Below are 20,358 nucleotides of genomic sequence, written 5' to 3'. Positions count from 1 at the left end.
TAACGCTAGTTGCGTCAACACTTCACCGATGACACGACCGAATTTGAAGCCGTGTCTGAACAAGTAAGATTTAAGTCAACGGATAAAGCTGTCATCAGCAAGGTAGCGGTGATTGAGAAAGGAGCATTCAGTTCATGTCGACTCAAAGTAACCCGTACGAACGGTTAGTTGACGAGTTAAGTGCAGTACATATTCGAGAGACGATTGATGGCGTCGAGACGACGATCAAACCGATCCCGGACTTAAACAAACAAGGCGACCTCGACCCGCGCGTGTTGGCGAACAACAATCAACACGTAACAGGCGATGAGGCACCGGCACCGTTTGACCTTGAGGCCATCCGCGCGAGCATGGGCTGGCCGAACCGTGACGTGACGACACGTCCGATCACGAAGGAACCGATCACGATTCCAAGTCTTGAAGGCGACATCCCGGCCCGGCTCTATCGGCCCGAGTCAGACGAGCCGTTACCGGCCGTCCTGTTCTTCCATGGCGGCGGCTTCTTCGGCGGGACACTCGACACGGTCGAGAACCCGTGCAAAGCGCTCGCTGAGAAAGCGAACGCGGTCGTCGTCTCGGTCGACTATCGGCTCGCGCCGGAGCATCCGTTCCCGGCTGGCTTACATGATTGCTTTCAAGCGGTCAAATGGGTATACGACCAGGCCGATGCGCTCGGGGTGTCGCGCGAAAATATCGCGGTCGCGGGCGACAGCGCCGGTGGAAATTTAGCGACCGGCTGTTGCTTACTCGATCGTGCCCAACAGACGAACATGATCAGCTTCCAGGCGCTCATTTATCCGGTCGTCAATTTAGGTTCGGTTCCGACAGATGATTACGCATGGGACATCGCACAATACGATATCCGACATCATCACGACTTGGTTCGCGGGATGGTGCTAGCGCTCAGCGATTCGGATTCGATGTTCAACAACATTTATTTACAAGGTGCGACCGACGTGACGCATCCGCTCGTATCGCCCTTGTTGGCGGACGACTTGAAGAACCTCCCACCCGCGCTTATCGTGACGGCGGAGTACGATTATTTGCGCTTAGAAGGCGAGGCGTATGCGCGGAAACTCGCGCGCGACGGCGTGAAGACGAGACTGATCCAATACCGAGGGATGGACCACGCCTTCATCGATAAAATCGGGGACTATCCGCAAGCTGAAGACTGCATGAACGAAATCGCAAACGAAATGAAGGAGCTGACCACATGAAACATTACACATTGAACTGGGATACGTATAAACAACTGGCGCGAACGGCGGTCGCCGAAGGGGCTGTCCTCTTAAAGAACGAACAGACGCTGCCGATCCAGGCGGGGACGACCGTGTCCGTGTTCGGTCGCAGCCAATTCAACTACTATAAGAGCGGGACCGGCTCAGGAGGGATGGTCAACGTCTCCCACGTGACGAGTCCGCTCGAGGCGCTCCAAGCGAGTGAAGGCATCCAGCTGAACGAGTCGCTCCTTCAGACGTATGAGGCGTGGGTCGAAGAAAACCCGTTCGACAAAGGTGTCGGCTGGGCCGGCGAACCGTGGTCACAGCCGGAGATGGCCGTCACGGACGCGCTCGTCGCGGAAGCGGCAGCCAAGTCGGATATGGCGCTCATCATGATCGGGCGTACGGCGGGTGAGGACCGTGACAACACGGCCGACCCGGGCAGCTACTTGTTGACCGAGATCGAGAACGAGTTGATCGAGAAAGTGTCGAAGGCGTTTACGAAGACGGCCGTCGTCTTGAACGTCGGCAACATCATCGATATGAAGTGGGCGACGGACTATGAGCCGAGCGCGATTCTTTACGCATGGCAAGGGGGATTAGAAGGTGGGACCGGGCTCGTCGATGTACTCACAGGCAAAGTCAGTCCGTCCGGCAAGTTGACAGACACGATCGCCCGGTCGATTGACGACTATCCGTCGACGAAAAACTTTGGTCACGCCGACAAAGGAATTTATCAAGAAGATATTTATGTCGGCTATCGCTATTTCGAGACGTTCGCGAAAGACGAGGTGCTCTATCCATTCGGTTTCGGGTTGTCGTACACAAGTTTCAGCACGGAAGTCGTTGAAGCGAGCGAACAGAACGGTTTGATTACGATCAACGTCGCGGTGACGAACACCGGGGCAGTTGAAGGGAAAGAGGTCGTCCAGTTGTATGTCGAGAAGCCGCAAGGCGTCCTCGGTAACCCGGCGCGCGCCCTCGTCGCGTTCGATAAGACAGGTCTGCTTGCACCAGGAGAGCGGCAAACGCTCGAATTCTCCGTCCCGGTCACGGACTTTGCGAGCTATGACGATCGTAGCGTCACCGGACACGCATCGAGCTTTGTCTTAGAAGCCGGGACGTACCGGATTCATGCTGGGACGGACGTACGTTCAGCCGTCGCGGTCTTCGACTATGAGCTCGCCGAACTACAAGTCGTCGAGACGCTCAGCGAGAACATGGCGCCGGTCACACCGTTTGACCGCATCAAGCCGGTCGCAAGCGGCCAAGGATATGAAGTCAGCTACGAAGCAACACCGCTGCGCCAGGTTGACGTTGAGGCACGTTATCTCGCCGAACGTCCGATGCAGCGCCATCAGACAAGCGACAACGGCTTGAAGCTGACGGACGTCTATCACGGGAAAGCCGAGCTTGAGACGTTCCTCGACCAGTTGACGGATGAGGACCTCGCCTGCATCGTCCGCGGACAAGGTATGAACTCACCCCGCGTGACACCAGGGACGGCCGCCGCGTTCGGCGGCGTGTCGGACCGTTTGAACGAGCTCGACATTCCGGCCGCTTGTTGCGCGGACGGTCCGTCTGGTATCCGGATGGACATCGGCACGAAGGCGTTTGCGTTGCCGAACGGGACGCTGTTGGCGTCAAGCTTCAACGTGGCGTTGATCGAAGACCTGTTCGAGATGACGGGACTCGAGATGCGGAAAAACCGCGTCGACACGTTGCTCGGACCAGGGATGAACATCCATCGTAATCCGCTCAACGGACGGAACTTCGAGTACTTCTCGGAAGATCCGCACGTGACGGGCAAGATGGCGATCGCCCAGTTGAACGGGATGCACCGCGTCGGCGTGACCGGTACGCTCAAACACTTCAGCGCCAACAACCAAGAAGCGCACCGCCACGACATCGACTCGGTCGTCTCGGAACGGGCGTTGCGCGAGATTTATTTGAAAGGGTTCGAGATGGCGGTCAAAGAAGGTAAGGCGACGTCGATCATGACGACGTACGGTGCCGTCAACGGCGTCTGGACGGCCGGGCTATATGATCAGAACACACGTGTCCTTCGCGACGAGTGGGGCTTTGAAGGCATCGTCATGACCGACTGGTGGGCGAAAGTGAACCACCATGAAGATGAGCCGGCGAACCGTCAGAACACGGCGGCGATGGTCCAGTCGCAGAACGACTTGTACATGGTCGTCGACCGTCCGGATACGAACTCGTTCGACGACAATACGGGAGCGGCACTCGCTGCCGGTACGTTGACGCGGGCGGAACTGTTGCGGAGTGCGGCGAACATTTGCCGCTTTGTCTTTAAGTCTCCGGCGATGGAGCGTCTGCTAGGGCTTCATGACGGTTCAGTCGAAGTGATCGGACTCAACGAAGAAGCAGGACAAGCGATTGATTTCGATGTGACGTATCAGCATCTCGCGAACGGTGAGAGCGTCAGCTTACTTGATGCGGACACATCGACGGGAAACACGCACGTCTTCGCCGTATCGGTCGATGAGACGGGCACGTACGACGTGACAATCACGGCCCGTTCGGAAGCAGGAGAGCTCGCCCAGATGCCGGTGACGCTATTTGCGAACAACATCCCGGGTCCGACGTTCACGTTTAACGGAACGGGCGGGGAATGGGTGACGCAGACGAAGCAACTGTTCTTCTTGAACCAACACAACTACTTGCAACTCTATTTCGCACTCGGTGGCCTTGACGTGAAAGACATCACGTTCACGCTCGCTGACTCGTTCAGCATGAAGAATGGATAATTGAAAAACGCCGTCTCGGAAACGAGGCGGCGTTCTTTATATGCGTTCAAGTGATTTTACGGCGTGACGTAACGTCTCGGCCTCTTCATTCTCCCATCCGTTCCGGTCGATCGCGTTGAGAAGCTGGTATGTCGTTTTGATGAGGGCCTGTTTCAGCTCTTCGATCAATACAGTTCCCATGAGCACGTGACGTGTATCACTGCCTACGTATAGGAGTTCGGCCTCTGTCGCGTTCACTTTTCTCGCAATCACATCGTCTCGTCCGTCCATAAAGGAGAATGAATACTTTTCGTGTAGTGGCGCGGATAAAAGGGCACGACAACTGTCAATCCACCATTTCAAGACGATGACGACAAAATCGGACCATCCTTGGCCAGGGAAATATATATAAGAGTCAATAATGAAGGAGATATCACCGACGATTTGAGTTTCATAAGTTAAAGAGTCGACATTTAGTTCGATTGAGATTTGTTCGCCCATGACTGTCACAGATCTAATTGGAGAATGATTTTTGTGAACGTTTTAAAATCATCGATGTGCTTTTCGAGAATCGCTTCAAGAATTTCGAGTTGGAGTGCTTGGTAGTCGTGGACGGCGATATTACGGAATCCGACCATGTTCATGAGCGTCTTCGCTAAGGCACTATCAATGATACCTGCTTCCTCGAGCATGATGAACCCGTCCCGGCTCGCTTTGGGTACGCCCAACTTCTTTTGACTGACTAGGTACATCGCGATATCGATACTCGCTTCACAGGCGCGTTGGATGTTGAGAATGATACTGTCTTGCTTCGTGAAATCGTTTAGGTGATCTGGATTATCGTCATACACGTCATGGATTCGCTGAAGACAGCGCTCGATTGTCGTCACTTTGTTCAACACAACATCATTCATCGAATACACTTCCTCTAGCTTTGATTTCTTTCAAGACGATGTCTCGTTGTTCGTTCAATTCGGCATACATCCGAAAGGCTTTCATCTGTTGTCGCGTAAATTCGTTCTGATCTTGAATCGATAATGGAACGCCCTCTGAGAAAATTTGCATGGCAAAGACGGTGTCGACTTCACGGATATCGATCAAGTCGACGTCTCGCCCGCATAGAAGCGCTAATTCGCTCGCCAAGGCAAAGCGATTATATGGTGAGAGTCGCTTCTGACCGAAGTATGCTAAATCGACATCACTATCCTCACGATCTGTTCCTTTGGCGAATGACCCGAATAACAAGATGAAATCAGCGTCGGTCTCACGTTGAATCGTTTCAGCAACAGCTTGTTTTACTTTTTCAGAAATCAATCTCTCACCTCCTCATCTCATTATACGCCCTGTTGTGTCGGCCTGAACATTCATTCCATCAGAAAAAATGAACCATAGTCGGGTATATACTCGTATAGAGGACAACAGACATAAATTGGAGGGATGACGATGAACACGCTTTACATGAAACAGAAAGTCTTCAGCTTGCGCGGACGGTTCACGATCAAGGACGCGGATGAAAACGATATGTATTTCGTCGAAGGGAGCTTTATGAAGCTGCCGAAGTCGTTCACCATCTCGGACAAGGATGGGCGGGAGATCACGACCATTACGAAAAAGACATTCAGCTTCTTACCGAAGTTTTACGTCGACGTCGAGGGTGAGGAGACGATGACGATCTCAAAAGAGTTCACCTTCTTCAAACCGCGTTATACGATTGACGCAGCAGGAATTGAAATCGATGGCGACTGGTGGGATATGGACTTCGAGGTGACACAGAACGGGCAAGTCATCGGCAGCGTCCAGAAAAAATGGTTGTCATGGGGCGACACGTATGAGATTCAAGTGATCGATGAGACGATGGAGCACATGCTCATCTCGATCGTCGTCGCCATCGATTGTGTGAAATCAGATCAAGCGGCAGCGAGTGCGGCCACATAAAGGGGATGGAACGATGGAGTTTTGGGACGTCTATAACGTTGACCGAGAAAAGACAGGGCGGACGTGGCAGCGGGGCAATCGTCTCGAGAATGGCGATTACCATCTTGTCATCCACGTCTGTATCTTTAACAAGCAAGGACAGATGTTGATTCAACAGCGCCAACCGTTCAAAGACGGCTGGTCGAACATGTGGGACATCACGGTCGGCGGCAGTGCCACGGTTGGCGATACGAGTCAACAGGCGGCGATGCGCGAACTCGAAGAAGAGATTGGATTGAAACTCGACTTATCAAACACGCGTCCGCATTTGACGGTCAACTTCGACGAAGGATTTGATGATATCTATCTCGTCGAAACGGAAGTCGATCTCGATAGCTTGACGCTCCAGGAATCAGAAGTCCAGGCGGTGCAGTGGGCGGACGAGACGACCATCCTCGACATGATTCGGTCAGGAGAATTTATTCCGTATCACGAACCGATGATTCCACTTCTGTTCGCGATGCGAGGCCAATGGGGAGGGATCAATCATGTGGCAGCAGTACACGTGGATCAATGAGCCGAGAGCAACAGACGTACAGGAGAGACTCACCTTCCAAACAGAAGCCGACACCGACTTTTGGCGGAACACCCATTATGGGTTCAACCGGATGACGGCGCACGCCTTGGTGAAGGACATATCGGCCAAGCGCTTCACGTGCCAGGCAACGATTGAGATGAAGCCGAGCCATACATACGACCAGGCCGGCATTTTGTTGTATGCGAATGACGACCATTGGCTCAAGACGTCGGTCGAGTATATCCCGGATGGACCGTCACACCTTGGGGCCGTCGTCACGTCCTTTGGTTACTCGGATTGGTCGACGCGGGACTTTTCGAACGAAGAAGTGAACGGACCATTGACGTTCGAGCTCGTCTACACAGACGGTGATGTCGAGGTGTTCTTCGAATATGGGGACGGCAGGCGTGAACAACTAAGAATCGCCCATCTCCATGACGTGTCGACGTTACGCGTCGGACCGTACGCCTGTAGTCCGGATACGGAGGCGCTTGGATTCAAAGTCACGATTTCAGATTGGACAGTCATCGAAGAATTGACCTAATTCATAGGTTGATTCTTTTTTTCTTTATTTCATTTTCATTTCACTTCAAGAAAATGGTTGAATCTAGGTAGACGAAAAAAATATAATAGAACTAACGAAAGCGCTTTCGGAAAACGCTTTCAATTTGGTGCGTAGCTTTAGAGTTGAGGCAGGGACGGTTTTCGTGTGTCTGCCTTCATTTATGTCAAAGGAGGGATTTTGATGAAGAAATGGGTAGCACTTGCTCTCGGTACCGGACTTGTCTTGTCAGCCGCACAAGGCGCATCTGCCGAAAAGCCAGAGAAAAAAGACAATACGAAATGGAAGCTCGTCTGGGCGGATGAGTTCAGCAAGAAAGAGATCGACCAGGCAAAATGGAATTTCGATACGGGGAACTGGTTGAAAGATAACGACGATAATCCGGTCGCACCGGGTTGGGGAAACAATGAGAAGCAATTTTATACGGACAAAAACGAAAACGCTTTCGTAAAAGACGGCAAGCTCGTCATCCGCGCCAAACGGGAACAAACGATGGATGAACTCGGGACGTATGACTTTACGTCGGCGAAGCTGACGACGAAAGGCAAGTTCAGTAAAACATACGGTCGCTATGAGATGCGGGCAAAACTACCGACAGGGAAAGGCTTGTGGCCGGCGTTTTGGATGTTGCCGGAACAAGACCGGTACGGTGCCTGGGCATCGTCTGGCGAAATCGACATCATGGAATCATGGGGCAGCCAGCCTGACAAAGTCGCTGGGACGATTCACTATGGCGAGAACTGGCCGAACAACAAATATACAGGCAAAGATTATCACTTTGAAGAAGGTGACGGCATCAATCAATGGCATACATATGCCGTCGAGTGGGAGCCTGGCGAGTTGCGCTGGTACGTTGATGGAGAGCTCTATCAGACGCAAAACGACTGGTACTCGAAAGGGTTGAACCAGGCGACGAAGTACAGCTACCCAGCGCCGTTTGACCAAAACTTCTACCTCGTGATGAACTTGGCCGTCGGCGGTTGGTTTGACGGGGATGTCGATGCGACGACACCGTTCCCGGCCGAGATGGAAGTCGATTACGTTCGTGTCTTCGATTTGAAAAACCGCGATTACCGTGAAGCAGTCGAACCAGTCTATACGGACGAAGAAATCGTATTGCCGGACGGAGCGAAACAACCGTCTGAAGACGGAAACCTCGTCTACGACCAAGATTACACGGAGCCGATCACGACCGTGACGAACGGTTCGCAAGCGCTCAACCCGACGTACTGGAACTATGTGGCCTTGCCAGACTTTGGCGGCGTCGGGACGGTTGATGTCATCGAACAAGCAGGCTCACGCTTTGCTGATGTATCAATCACTCAAGCCGGCAGTCAGCCGTATTCGCACCAATTGATTCAAAACGTCTCGCTCGGTAAAGGCGGACACTATAAAGTGACGTTCGATGCGAGCGCCGATTCGGCCCGCTCGATCGCCGTGAAAATCGGCGGCGGACCAGACCGCGGTTACGCGAAATACTCGGATGAAGGTTCATTCGATTTGACGACAGACGTACAGACATATTCGATGACGTTTGATATGACGGAAGACACGGATCTCGCGGCGCGTCTCGAGTTCAACATGGGACTTAGCACGTCAGGCGTTCAAATCGGGAACGTCCGTGTCGAACAAGCCGAACGTGCAGCACTTGACCCGAACGCGACGAAACCAGCGCTCGGCGACGGGAACTTGGTCTACAACGGAACGTTTGACCAAGGCGCGATGGACCGCTTGACATACTGGCAGTTCGACCCGGGCGCAACGAAAGGGACGGCTACAGTTGACGAGAAGTTGCGTCACTTCAAGTTCGTGACGAACCCGAAAAAGGGCGAACCGGCAACGCTCGTCCAAAACGGGATTCAACTGACGGAAGGTCATGACTACGTGTTGCGCTTTAAAGCGAGAGCGGAACGCATCAAAGCACTTCAAGTCGGTTTGAATGGAGCGGACGGCAACGCGTATCTCCCGCTTCAAGACGTCGCGTTGACGCGCGAGTTTGAAACGATCGAGATCCCGTTCACGATGGGACAAGCGACGGACCTGTTGAGCCAGCTCCAGTTCGTACTCGGTTCGGCGAAAGGCTCAATTGAGCTTGACGACGTCAAACTGTTCGATGTGACACCGATCGCGATCGACCCGTCTCCGCTGAAGAACGGATCGTTCACGGACGGGTTGACACATTGGGGCTCTTACGTGCACTTCGATGCGCAAGCCGCGGTTGAAGCGGTGAACGAAGCCGCTCAAATCTCGATCGGGCAAGAAGGACAGGAACCTTGGAGCGTCTTGCTTGAGCAAGGCGGTCTTGAACTGCACCAGGGACAGACGTACGTCGTCCGTTTCGATGCTTCTTCGACAGTCGCGCGCAACATGGAAGTGACGGTCGAGAACGCGGCGTATACGCGTTACTTGAGCCAAATCGTTCAAGTCGGACCTGAGACGAAAACGTATGAGTTTGAGCTCACGATGGGTCAAACCGATATGACAGGATTGAAATTCTTGCTCGGACGCACGGACGGTTCACCGCTCGGTGCGCACGATGTGACGATTGATAATGTCAGTGTGACAACGAAATAATGTAAACAAGGAGCGTCTCGACATTTTCGAGGCGCTCCTTTCGCGTGTCATTGAACGTTTTTTCGACTGATCAGCCGGGCCGTGCGCAACAAGGAAGGCAGGAGCGTCCGTCGTTGCCGGAACGCCAAGTAGCGGCCTTCCCACGTCGGTTTGAACTTGTTCTTAAATTGCCTTAACCCACTGAACGGATAAATGTAGCTGATGTTCTCGAAGATGTCCGCCGCGATCCGCTCGGGCCAGTAAGCGAACGTATGCTCACCGACCGATGCGAGTGGGGCGACTCCGAGCCCGACATCGGCATATTCATTCTCCCGCGCCCACTCGATTACGTGAAGAATCAGTACTTCGATTGAGCCGGGCGGGGCGTCACAACACGAGCGCATTAAGTCAATCGATACGGTACCATGCCCGCGGAGCAGCGTGATGAAGGCGACAATTTGCCCATCGACGTCCTTCAGCAGCGCCGTCGGATAATGTGATAGGGACTGCTCGTTGAAAAATCCGAGCGAGAAGCCTTTCTCACTGCGATTACCGATCCATTCTTCGGAAATATCTTTTAACGAGGTGATGATCGCCTCGTTCGGTCGCGTGATCACGTCCACGGTAAAGCCTTTTTTTATGAACTGGTTGTTTAGGGAGCGCATGTTCGCGCGCTTTTTACCTGTCAGTGAGAACGTATCGACATTGATCGTCGCCTCTTCGCCAAGCTTGAAAAACGTGAAGCCAGCGTCATGCAGGCGCGGCATCCAGTTCGGTGTGGCTTGATAGAACAACGGGACATAGCCGAGATGGTCGGTCGCCTCAATGAACTGAATCAACAGCTCGGAGGCGGCACTCGTCTCACCTTGTATGTCTCCTAAAACGATTGCGTGATTACCAGATAACGCGAACAGCAGGCAGGCGTTGTCATCAGGGCCATAATAGACGCGCTTGTCATTCATGTAAGCCAAATCAAACGTGTGTGATGTCGCATGCGTCGTCTGGAACCGTTCAAAGCGCACCGGTTCGAACGCCTCACCAAGACGGGGACGTTTCAGACGGTTAAACAAGACAAACAGGACACTCAATAGCAGGCCTGATATCATGACAGCGCTCACGCTTAACAGGGCGGCTTGATCCGGTTCAAAGAAAATCGTGTCGCTTTGACTGAATGACTGGAGCAAAATCGCATGTGTCCCGACATATAGACTGACATACAACACGTTTCGGAAGAAGCGGCTGATGGTCAGGATCGAGCGATACCGCGTGTGCTGGTTTCGGGTCAGCCAAACGAACAAGGCAAATCCGACCACGACCAACGCTTCAAACAAATTGAACCCGCGTGCGAATATACCAAGCGTCGCGAAGAAGAACGACACAGCCGTGATCCACAGCACCCGTTTCGTGCGGATATACATGCCGTAGGTGCTCACTAACGTCAGGAGTCCGGCAACGAACAGACAAAGCGTCCCGACCCATTGCATCCAAGGGGCTGTCACATAAAGCGGGGCCACACTCGGGAGCAGCGTTTGAAACCAGAGGACGAGACTCGTCATCAAAGCGATCAGACTGCCGGCGATCCGACCGGTCTTGGCGAGTGTCCGCAACACGGTGCGCCAGACGACCGTCCCGATTTCATACGATGAGCCGATGATCGGTTTGTATTCGATTTGTTTGACGACCTGGTCCCCGAAGGCGATCGCGGCTAAAAACAAACCAATCATGAACGGGACGATGAAGTAGACGAACCGATAGACGATCAAGGACGACAACACAATCTCTTGGTTGATGCCGAGCTGCGTCATCCCGACCAAATACAATAGATCAAATGAGCCGGCTCCGCCTGGGACGAGTGAAACGACCCCAACGATTGTGGCGACGATGAATACGCCCAGCATACTAGCAATCGGGGCGTCCCCGCCGAGGAGATACAAGGCGTACAAGGCGACGAGTCCTGCTGTCACCCATTCCGCGAATGATGTGGCGATGTAGCCGAGTAACGTCGACCAGCTCAAGTTCGATCGTTTGCGGGTCATATAGATGTAAAGTGGCAAGACGGCTAGCGTTGCCAGCAATATGGGCCAAATCCACTGCTTCGTCGATATCAGCGTTGTAGCCGGAAATAGGCCGGAGAGGACCCCGATCGACAGTAGAGACAGTCCGCTGATCAGCGTCGGTGTCATCCAACCGATAGCCCGGAGCAGTCGCAATGTATCCGTGTACGGACGATACAGCGAGGTCCTGAGTGCGATGCCGATGACGCCGCCGAACCCGAGCATGCCGTTCATCGAGTTGGTGATCCAAGCCGCACGAAGCAGCTTATGGACCGGGATATGAACGTTCAATGAGCGGAGTAAAAAGTAGTCGTATCCGGTCATCGTCAGGACAGCGAGCAAGCCAAGAAGGATCAAGCTGGATTGTTCGAATCCTGTCAGTTTTTCTAACGCCGAGAAGGCGGCTGCGAGCGATAAGTTTTGTAGTTCTTGCCCGCTCTGATAAAGAATCAAGCCAATCAATAGGAATGGAACCAACCATTTCAGCTGCTTCCAAGAAAGTCGTTTTTGCATCATGTCTTCTCCTTACGGCTACAAGCTTAGTGTTAGCATTATATGCTGTTTTGCATGTGAGGAATAGTGAATCCTGTAGTGTATACGACCCGAATTCGCACATCGATTCAAAAACATGAATAAGTCGCACATTGAGCCTAGTAAAAAAACATCAAACCCTCTATATTTGGTACACTAAAGGTGTCCTGTCTTGACGTCTTAATCGGCGTAGTGAACTAGGACGATTCCCGTCACCTTAGGAGACAATTTGGAGGATACTATGATTAAATTACTAGCCGACTCAACTTGCGATTTATCAGACGACATTTTAGCAAAATATGATATCGGTGTAGCTCCGCTCATCATCACGATGAACAATAAGTCGTATGAAGACCGCGTCGATATTCAGCCCGATGAGTTTTACGGAATGTTGGAAGCGCTACCGGAATTTCCGACGACGGCGATGCCGAGCCCGGCGACGTTTTTGAAGCTGATGGAAGATGCCGTCACGGCCGGCCATCACAAAATTTTATGTATCTGCATGTCGAGTGGGACGAGTGGTTCGTATCAATCGGCCGTGCTCGGCAAAGAATATTTTGAAGAGGCGCATCCGGATTCGACGGTGAAGATTCATATCGTCGATTCCCGTTCGATGAGCCACGGCAGCGGTTGGTTACTTATGAAGAGCGCGCAGATGCGTGAAGCGGGTGCGACGTTCGAGGAACTCGTCGACTTCAATGAGGCGTATAAGATGAAAGTGAAACACTTCTTGTCGGTCGACGACTTGGATCATTTGATCAAGAGTGGCCGTATCTCGAACGCGAGCGCGATCATCGGCAAGCTGTTGATGGTCAAGCCGATCATGAGCATGAAGAACGGGAAAGGTGCCATCGTCGCCAAAGAACGCGGAACTCGGAAAGTGCTCAAGCACTACACGGACGAGTTCATTAAACGCTACGACAAAGACGTCACGAACTTCATCATCATCGGTTATACATCGGACCAGAAAATCGCTGAGAACTTGAAAGTGAAAATCCAAGCCGAATCGGACTTCGAAGGTGAGATTTATCTGATGCAGATGGGTGTCTCAGTCGGGACGCACGTCGGCCTAGGCGCCATCTCGATGTTCTTTGTGGAAAAGTGAAGCAGTGAAGCCGTCTCGTGATGAGACGGTTTTTTCTGTGGATAACGTTATCCACAGGCAGGGTCCGACCAGACGCGTTTGACTGAAAAAAAGTTATCCACAATTTCCAACTGATAGACGTCCGGATTACTAAGATTCCGCCACGTCTCGAAATCAAACTGGTTATCCACATGTTGTAACAAGAGCGCGAGCAGATTGCCGTGTGTCACGAGAGTCGTCGGACCGTTTATTTGAGTGACGACGTCCAAAATCCGAGCAGTTGCGTCTAGGCCCGATTCAGCTTCGGGTAACTTGAACGAAGGGTCGTCGAACGAGTGGCGGAGTAGGTCGAACCAATCAGCCCGTGGTTCGAGCGAGAGGATGCGCTCACGAAGCTTCGGTTCCTGTTCAATCGTTAAGTTCCGCTCGTTAGCGACAGGTGTGATTGAAGCGACGGCCCGAGTGTAATCGCTCGAGATGATGCGCTCGATCGGGACGTCTTGAAAGAAAGCAGAAAGGTCGAGCGCTTGCTGTTCACCGGCTTCCGTGAGCGGAGCGTCCGGCTCTTGACCGGTGGCCGAACAGTGACGGACGAGGTAGATGGTTGGCATGGTGGATTCTCCTTGATCATTTTTGATGAGAAGATAATAATGAAATATATGTAAAACGATTTCATGTAATAGGAATTATTTCAATTTATTATAATTCAAGATGGAGGATTAAATGAGCCATTTTACAGACCAATTAAAAAATTCATTGGAAAAAGGGTTTCTTGATAAGAATCATCATCATATCAGCCCATTTAAACCAGAGCTACTCGTCAATGAGAAGAGCAAGCGGCAAGACGTCTTAACTTCTTTGACGGATGAGTTAAAAGTATGTCGGTCCTTTTTATTTTCTGTCGCATTCATCACCGAATCGGGGTTAGCGACACTAAAATCGACGCTCTTCGACTTACATGAAAAAGGAATTCGCGGAAAAATCATGACCTCGACGTATCAATTCTTCAACCAACCAAAAGTCTTTAAAGAACTACTTAAGCTTCAAAACGTTGACGTCCGCATCGCCGAAGTTGAGGCGTTTCATTCAAAAGGTTACATTTTTCAGCATAATGAATACTACTCATTAATTGTTGGAAGTTCCAATCTGACGTCTGGAGCGTTAAAAACGAATTATGAATGGAATGTAAAATTGACATCTCATGAGAATGGGGAAATTGTTGAACACTTTTTACTACAATTTGAGGACATGTGGAATGAGTCAATTCCGCTGACGGCAGAATGGATTACGGCATATGAACGAGTCTATCGTCCGATCTTCGGTGATCGGGTTGCCGAGTTTCCAAGTCGGTATGATGTGAATCGAATCGAAGACGCGTTACGAGTAGAGCCGAATTCGATGCAGCTCGCTGCCTTAAACGGAATCGAAGCAGTTCGTGCCCAAGGAAATCAGCGTGCCCTCGTCGTTTCCGCTACAGGTACAGGAAAAACATATTTAGCCGCTTTTGATGTACGCCGTTATCATCCGAATAGAATGCTGTTCGTCGTTCACCGAGAGCAAATTCTTCAAAAAGCAAAAGCAGATTTTCAAAGAGTAATTGGCGGGAAAGACGAAGACTTTGGTATCCTTTCGGGTTCAAGCCGAGCAACGAATGCTAAATATATGTTCGCAACGATTCAAACGATTTCAAAACAAGAGACGTTGAATCAATTTGACCCGGATACGTTTGACTATATTTTGATTGATGAAAGTCATCGCGCCGGTGCGAATACGTATCAACGAATGATTGAGTATTTTACACCGCGATTTTTACTTGGTATGACGGCAACTCCTGAGCGTTCGGACGGATATGACTTGTTTAAACTGTTTGACTACAACATTGCGTATGAAATCCGATTACAAGAAGCGCTTGAAGAAGATATGCTGTGCCCGTTTCATTATTTTGGGGTGACAGACCTTGCGGTGAGTGGAAATCAAGTTGAAATGGATATGTTTAATCAACTCGTTTCATTAGAGCGAGTTACACGAATTGTGGAAAAAATTGATTACTACGGATTTTCTGGAGAACGTTTGTGCGGATTGATGTTTTGTAGTTCAAAACGAGAGGCAAAACGATTATCTGAAGAATTGAATCGGCGTGGATTTAGAACTTGTGCATTAACTGGAGATGATTCACAAGAGAAACGGCGACTTGAAGTTGCGAATCTTGAAGAAGGGCGCTTAGATTATATTCTGACAGTTGATATCTTCAACGAAGGAATTGATATTCCAAGTATTAACCAAGTCGTTATGCTTCGTCAGACAGAGTCGAGTATTGTTTTTGTTCAACAGTTAGGACGAGGATTGCGCAAACATGACTCGAAACGGTATGTCACAGTAATCGATTTCATCGCAAACTATAAAAATAACTATTTAATTCCGGTTGCTTTATCGGATGACCATTCTCAAAATAAAGATTCGATTCGACGGAAAGTGATTGATCGTAGTTATATGTCTGGAACATCGACAATCAATTTTGAAGCAATTGCAAAAGAACGTATTTATGAATCGATTAACCAAGCAAGATTAACGGATTTAAAAGTATTGAAGGAAGCCTATCAAAACTTAAAGAACCGTTTAGGCCGTACACCAATGCTTCTTGATTTCATCGAAAATCATTCGATGGATCCAATTGTCGTGGGAACGAAAAAGGGGCACTATGGAGAACTGTTAAATACAGTAGAGCGTGATCTTCCGAATCTTCCACATTCTCATTCGCAAGTATTATTGATGGTGACTCAAGAGTTATTATCAGGGAAACGAGTTCATGAAGTTTTGTTGTTACAAGCACTTCTACACCGGAAGACAGTGACAAAACAAGAGTTTATGAACTTGCTACTTGAACAAGGCGTTCGTTGTGATGAAGCAACGTTGCAATCTTTAGAGAATGTATTATCGTTAGGCTTTTTCAAAGATGCAGATCAATTGAAATACGGAGGTCACCCGCTCATTACATTGGAAAATGAAGCGTATCAGTTGTCTTCGCACGTACAGTCGCTATTAACAAATGAATGGTTCTACCGCTTGTTTAACGACGTGTTACAGTCTTCGCTCGCAAGAAGTGAGCGTTACGATCAAACTAAACCTTTGACAAGACTTGAGAAATATACGAGAAAAGATGCGTGCCGGCTTTTGAACTGGGATAAAGAAGAGCAATCAACGATATACGGCTACAAAGTTAAACATCAAACGTGTCCGATTTTTGTAACGTATCATAAAGGTGAAGACGTGGAAGCAAGTGTGAACTATGGAGATACATTTATCAATCCTGAAGTATTCCATTGGTTTACGAGAAGTCGCAGAACAACTAAGTCAGAAGAAGTTATTAAAATTGTAAATTCGAAACAGCGAGACATCGACGTTCATCTGTTTGTGAAGAAAGATGACGATGAAGGTGGAGATTTCTACTACTTAGGAGAAGTGACCCCGGATCTGGAATCAGTTCAAGATACGACAATGCTGAATCAAGATGGACAGGAATTGCCCGTAGTAACGATGAATTTACTTTTACAGGAAAGCGTCGATCAACAAATCTACGACTACCTTCATGAACAAACGCATTGAAAAAAGCCGAGACGTGTTTTTTACACGTTCTCGGCTTTCGTCGTTTGATTGATGACGTCATTTACGGCAGGGATATCTGCTGGCGCCCAGACGAGGGAATGTAAGTTTTCTCGTTTCAACCAGATCAAAGCGTCATGTTCCGTTGCAACCGGAGTGCCTGACTTCAATTCAGCACGCAGTGAAATTAATTGAATGATAAACGTCTCATATTCATGAACGTGTTCATTAATCACTTCATGTGCTGTGATTTCACAGTTTAACTCTTCAAGAATTTCTCGCTCAAGTGCTTCTTGTAGATTTTCACCAGCTTCGACTTTCCCACCAGGAAACTCCCACATATTTGAGATAAGCATATCGGTTGAGCGAAGTGCGCACAAAATCTCTTGGTTCTCATTTTCGATTACAGCTGCTACAACTTTTACTTTTTTTTTCATACTTCTGACCTCGCTCTGTTCGTTTAGTTGCCTTCATCATACCATTCGAAACAAAGTGTGACGTCGGCGATTTCCGAAGTGTAAACTCGATAAAAAGTTTCATCTCTATTTTCACTACTTAACCCTTATCTTTCATCACAAAAGCGTTATAATCAGTATAACGATTACAAAGAAACGATCGGCGAATGGGGATTTACTGAGTCGTTTCATACACAAATTCAGGGGAGAAGGATGGGGTTTTCATGAGCAGTGTCCAGAAGAGAACAGACGTCATTTTGATTGGTGCGGGAATTATGAGCGCGACGCTCGGGTCGCTCTTTAAAGAGCTCGTACCGGAGTGGGAAGTCAAAGTGTTCGAGAAGCTCGCAAGCGCAGGGGAAGAAAGCTCGAACGAATGGAATAACGCAGGAACGGGGCATGCCGCCCTCTGCGAGTTGAACTATACGACCGAGAATTCGGACGGCACGCTCGACATCTCAAAAGCGATTAACGTCAACGAGCAGTTCCAAATCTCGCGCCAGTTTTGGGCGCATCTGGTGAACAAAGGATTGATTCAACAACCGGAAGACTTTATCCGCTCGATCCCACATATGAGCATGGTCCAAGGGGAGAAAGATATCCGCTTCTTGAAGAAACGTTTGGAAGCGCTAACAAATAATCCGTTGTTCGATGGTATGGTCTTATCGGACGATCTGGAGCAGTTGCGCGAATGGATGCCGATCGTCATGGAAGGTCGCACGATCGATGAGCCGATTGCCGCGACGAAAATTGACTCAGGGACGGACGTCAACTTTGGCGCGCTGACGCGGGTGCTGTTTGACCATTTGACGAATCATGATGTCGAGGTCAACTACAAGCATAGCGTCGAGGACGTGACACGGTTGCCAGACGGGCTATGGGAAGTGAAAGTGAAGGACATCGAGGCGAATACGATCGAGACGCATACGGCGCCGTTCCTCTTTATCGGCGGCGGTGGCGGCAGCTTGCCGCTGTTGCAAAAGACGGGTATCCCGGAGTCGAAGCATATCGGCGGATTCCCGGTGAGCGGGTTGTTCCTCGTCTGTAAAAACCGTGACGTCATCGAGCAGCACCACGCCAAAGTATACGGTAAGGCGAAAGTCGGCGCGCCGCCGATGTCGGTGCCGCATCTTGATACACGTTACATCGATGGACGGAAAGAGCTCTTGTTCGGACCGTTCGCCGGCTTTACGCCGAAGTTCTTGAAGACAGGCTCGAACCTCGACCTCATCCAATCGGTCAAACCGTACAACGTCGTGACGATGCTTGCGGCCGGGGCGAAAGAGATGCCGCTCACGAAATATTTGATCGAGCAAGTGCTCTTGTCGCACGACAAGCGGATGGACGAGCTCCGTGAGTTCATCCCGACCGCGAAAAACGAGGATTGGGAAATCGTCGTCGCCGGTCAGCGTGTGCAAGTCATTAAAGACACGCCAGCAGGCAAAGGCACGCTCCAATTCGGGACAGAAGTCGTCAGTGCGGAAGACGGTTCGGTCGCGGCGCTCCTCGGTGCGTCACCCGGTGCGTCGACTGCCGTCCACGTCATGTTGAAAGTGCTCGAGCAGTGCTTCCCTGAGCAGTTGCCGGAATGGGAGCCGAAGATCAAGGCGATGGTGCCATCGTACGGCGTCTCGCTCTCAGACCATCCTGAGCTGTTCAAGACGATCCACGAATCGACGGCAATGGCGCTCGGCTTGAAAGAAAAGGGTGTCGTGCACAATTGAATCGGTTGAAGCGAGAATGCGAAAATATTCTCGCTTTTTCTTTTGAATTGCAACATTAAAAACCATATATTGGTTATAAATAAAAGGTGAATACCATCATGTAGGAGGTAGAGGATGGATAAAATCAAGCTTACACAGTGGGAAAGAAAAAAGTATGGTGCTTATCTCGAACACCTGCGAAAATATCCGGACAGTTACGAGTATTGTGTCCTCCCTCATTACGAAGACTATATGGAGACGGCGAAGACGGAATGCGTCCAAATGGGTGATTGCTATGCTGTCCTGATGAAACAAGGGGATCATTATGTTTTGGTCGCCATATTGTTTGATGTCGAGTCGGAAGTCACAGAAATATTGGAGTGGCTAGATCACACAGAAGTCCGGTGCCTCACGCCAACAACGGAGACAGTGATCGTTCGAGACGCATCCGAGATCTTGGATGAAGTAAAGTTCAAAGGGCAGCCGCTTTTGCTGATTGAGAAAGGGACTCAAACATTTTTAATTGATCCAGAAGACTTGAACGAAGTGACGGAAGCTTATGACCAGTACAACAAGATTAACAATACGGGATTAGCTGAAGATGTGACTTTACAGACTGATTGAGAGGAGACCGGGGCATGTGTTCAGTTGAAGTGTTAAAAAGTTGGGTCGAACGTGCGCCCCATCCCTACTATTTCCGACCGTTCGTCAGTAAATCCCCGAGTTCAAAAGGCAACGTCTTCATCGTTGGCATCAATCCAGCGACGCCGATGCATAAGGACGACTTTGCAAGTGCTGAAGAGTATATCGATACATTTTGTCATCGAGAGCAGTTTTTGGAGCGCGTGAAGATGATTCGCCGTTCGCAAGGGAAGACGGACTTATCACGCACGCGGATCGGCTTGAATAAATTTGTCGAAGATTTAGAGCTGAGGGCGAATGGAGAAGTTGAAGTGATTGAGACGAATATGAACGCCTATCCGACGAGACGAGCGAAAGATTTGCTTAGCGTAAATCCTGACTTGATTCAGTATGGGAATCGAGTGTTCCGAGAATTGTTATTCACCTATCGACCGAAAGTAATTATTGTCCATAGCAAACAGGCACTCGGCGAACTGCTCGGTTTGCTTGAAGAGGAGCACATGGTTCCACGTCAGACATTCAATCGAAACCTTCGACTCTGCGACTGGATTGCAAAAGGCCCGATTCCATTTACATACCGTGACGGTGGAATCGGGACGGTGCTATGCTCGAAGCATTTTATGTACCACGGAAACTTAGGGATGAGCTTCCAACCGTTGAAGGAACAAGTGTTACAGGCGTTCAAACAATAAAAAAAGACCGCTTCATATAGA

At 50.0% G+C, this 20,358-nt stretch carries 17 protein-coding genes; 11 read left to right on the top strand and 6 right to left on the bottom strand.

Features of this window, described 5'->3' with window-relative positions; all coding sequences use genetic code 11:
- Nucleotides 1-134: 134 nt before the first annotated feature.
- The gene (locus KNP77_RS10265; protein ID WP_251139029.1) at nucleotides 135-1,217 is read left to right on the top strand and encodes an alpha/beta hydrolase; all 1,083 of its coding nucleotides are present in this window, start codon (nucleotides 135-137) and stop codon (nucleotides 1,215-1,217) included.
- Nucleotides 1,214-3,991 carry a glycoside hydrolase family 3 C-terminal domain-containing protein gene (locus tag KNP77_RS10260; protein WP_214890611.1) on the top strand — a complete coding sequence of 926 codons (2,778 nt, stop codon included), beginning with the start codon at nucleotides 1,214-1,216 and terminating at the stop codon, nucleotides 3,989-3,991. The genes KNP77_RS10265 and KNP77_RS10260 overlap by 4 nt, the downstream gene beginning before the upstream one ends.
- 36 nt (nucleotides 3,992-4,027) lie before the next feature.
- On the opposite strand, the gene KNP77_RS16005 is transcribed toward KNP77_RS10260, so the two are convergent.
- The 3 genes from KNP77_RS16005 to mntA all read right to left on the bottom strand — a co-directional run bounded on the left by KNP77_RS16005 (nucleotide 4,028) and on the right by mntA (nucleotide 5,284).
- Nucleotides 4,028-4,261: a hypothetical protein gene (locus tag KNP77_RS16005; RefSeq protein ID WP_233589705.1), complete on the bottom strand. Its 234-nt coding sequence runs from the start codon at nucleotides 4,259-4,261 to the stop codon at nucleotides 4,028-4,030.
- A 215-nt stretch (nucleotides 4,262-4,476) separates the two neighbouring features.
- Nucleotides 4,477-4,884 carry a type VII toxin-antitoxin system HepT family RNase toxin gene (gene hepT / locus KNP77_RS10250; protein WP_070327990.1) on the bottom strand — a complete coding sequence of 136 codons (408 nt, stop codon included), beginning with the start codon at nucleotides 4,882-4,884 and terminating at the stop codon, nucleotides 4,477-4,479.
- On the bottom strand, nucleotides 4,877-5,284 hold the full coding sequence (mntA, locus tag KNP77_RS10245; RefSeq protein ID WP_070327991.1) for a type VII toxin-antitoxin system MntA family adenylyltransferase antitoxin: 408 nt from the start codon (nucleotides 5,282-5,284) through the stop codon (nucleotides 4,877-4,879). Before mntA ends, hepT begins: the two co-directional genes overlap by 8 nt.
- Before the next feature lie 129 nt (nucleotides 5,285-5,413).
- Here mntA and KNP77_RS10240 point away from each other — a divergent pair, with 129 nt between their 5' ends.
- The 4 genes from KNP77_RS10240 to KNP77_RS10225 all read left to right on the top strand — a co-directional run bounded on the left by KNP77_RS10240 (nucleotide 5,414) and on the right by KNP77_RS10225 (nucleotide 9,597).
- Nucleotides 5,414-5,905 (top strand): LURP-one-related/scramblase family protein, encoded by a 492-nt coding sequence (locus tag KNP77_RS10240; protein ID WP_070327992.1) that lies wholly within the window; start codon nucleotides 5,414-5,416, stop codon nucleotides 5,903-5,905.
- 13 nt (nucleotides 5,906-5,918) lie between these two features.
- Nucleotides 5,919-6,461 (top strand): NUDIX hydrolase, encoded by a 543-nt coding sequence (locus KNP77_RS10235; protein WP_131508010.1) that lies wholly within the window; start codon nucleotides 5,919-5,921, stop codon nucleotides 6,459-6,461.
- Entirely contained in the window at nucleotides 6,433-7,005 is a 573-nt protein-coding gene (locus KNP77_RS10230; RefSeq protein WP_131466066.1) for a DUF1349 domain-containing protein, read from the top strand. Before KNP77_RS10235 ends, KNP77_RS10230 begins: the two co-directional genes overlap by 29 nt.
- Nucleotides 7,006-7,206: 201 nt before the next feature.
- The gene (locus tag KNP77_RS10225; protein WP_214890609.1) at nucleotides 7,207-9,597 is read left to right on the top strand and encodes a carbohydrate binding domain-containing protein; all 2,391 of its coding nucleotides are present in this window, start codon (nucleotides 7,207-7,209) and stop codon (nucleotides 9,595-9,597) included.
- A gap of 47 nt (nucleotides 9,598-9,644) precedes the next feature.
- Here the strand turns inward: KNP77_RS10225 and mprF are convergent, their stop codons facing one another.
- Nucleotides 9,645-12,143, bottom strand: coding sequence for a bifunctional lysylphosphatidylglycerol flippase/synthetase MprF (gene mprF, locus KNP77_RS10220; RefSeq protein WP_251139028.1), 2,499 nt, complete (start codon nucleotides 12,141-12,143; stop codon nucleotides 9,645-9,647).
- Nucleotides 12,144-12,402: 259 nt separating this feature from the next.
- Here mprF and KNP77_RS10215 point away from each other — a divergent pair, with 259 nt between their 5' ends.
- Nucleotides 12,403-13,266 (top strand): DegV family protein, encoded by an 864-nt coding sequence (locus KNP77_RS10215; RefSeq protein ID WP_214890605.1) that lies wholly within the window; start codon nucleotides 12,403-12,405, stop codon nucleotides 13,264-13,266.
- 47 nt (nucleotides 13,267-13,313) lie between these two features.
- On the opposite strand, the gene KNP77_RS10210 is transcribed toward KNP77_RS10215, so the two are convergent.
- Nucleotides 13,314-13,856 (bottom strand): histidine phosphatase family protein, encoded by a 543-nt coding sequence (locus KNP77_RS10210; protein ID WP_214890603.1) that lies wholly within the window; start codon nucleotides 13,854-13,856, stop codon nucleotides 13,314-13,316.
- A 112-nt stretch (nucleotides 13,857-13,968) separates the two neighbouring features.
- Between KNP77_RS10210 and KNP77_RS10205 the strand changes: the two genes are divergently transcribed.
- On the top strand, nucleotides 13,969-16,848 hold the full coding sequence (locus KNP77_RS10205) for a DEAD/DEAH box helicase (RefSeq protein WP_214890600.1): 2,880 nt from the start codon (nucleotides 13,969-13,971) through the stop codon (nucleotides 16,846-16,848).
- A gap of 20 nt (nucleotides 16,849-16,868) precedes the next feature.
- On the opposite strand, the gene KNP77_RS10200 is transcribed toward KNP77_RS10205, so the two are convergent.
- A complete protein-coding gene (locus KNP77_RS10200; RefSeq protein WP_070328000.1) occupies nucleotides 16,869-17,282 on the bottom strand; it encodes a (deoxy)nucleoside triphosphate pyrophosphohydrolase in 414 nt (137 codons plus the stop codon).
- 242 nt (nucleotides 17,283-17,524) lie between these two features.
- Between KNP77_RS10200 and mqo the strand changes: the two genes are divergently transcribed.
- The 3 genes from mqo (at nucleotide 17,525) to KNP77_RS10185 (ending at nucleotide 20,337) form a co-directional block, all read left to right on the top strand.
- On the top strand, nucleotides 17,525-19,024 hold the full coding sequence (gene mqo, locus KNP77_RS10195; RefSeq protein ID WP_214890597.1) for a malate dehydrogenase (quinone): 1,500 nt from the start codon (nucleotides 17,525-17,527) through the stop codon (nucleotides 19,022-19,024).
- Nucleotides 19,025-19,138: 114 nt separating this feature from the next.
- On the top strand, nucleotides 19,139-19,627 hold the full coding sequence (locus KNP77_RS10190; protein ID WP_131441321.1) for a hypothetical protein: 489 nt from the start codon (nucleotides 19,139-19,141) through the stop codon (nucleotides 19,625-19,627).
- 14 nt (nucleotides 19,628-19,641) lie between these two features.
- A complete protein-coding gene (locus KNP77_RS10185; protein ID WP_214890595.1) occupies nucleotides 19,642-20,337 on the top strand; it encodes a uracil-DNA glycosylase family protein in 696 nt (231 codons plus the stop codon).
- The last annotated feature ends 21 nt before the right edge of the window (nucleotides 20,338-20,358 follow it).

This window comes from Exiguobacterium sp. s142, assembly GCF_018618455.1.
Lineage (GTDB): Bacteria > Bacillota > Bacilli > Exiguobacteriales > Exiguobacteriaceae > Exiguobacterium > Exiguobacterium aurantiacum_A.
Note: the sequence above shows the minus strand (reverse complement) of the source record. Positions and strands in the feature narration are given on the sequence as shown.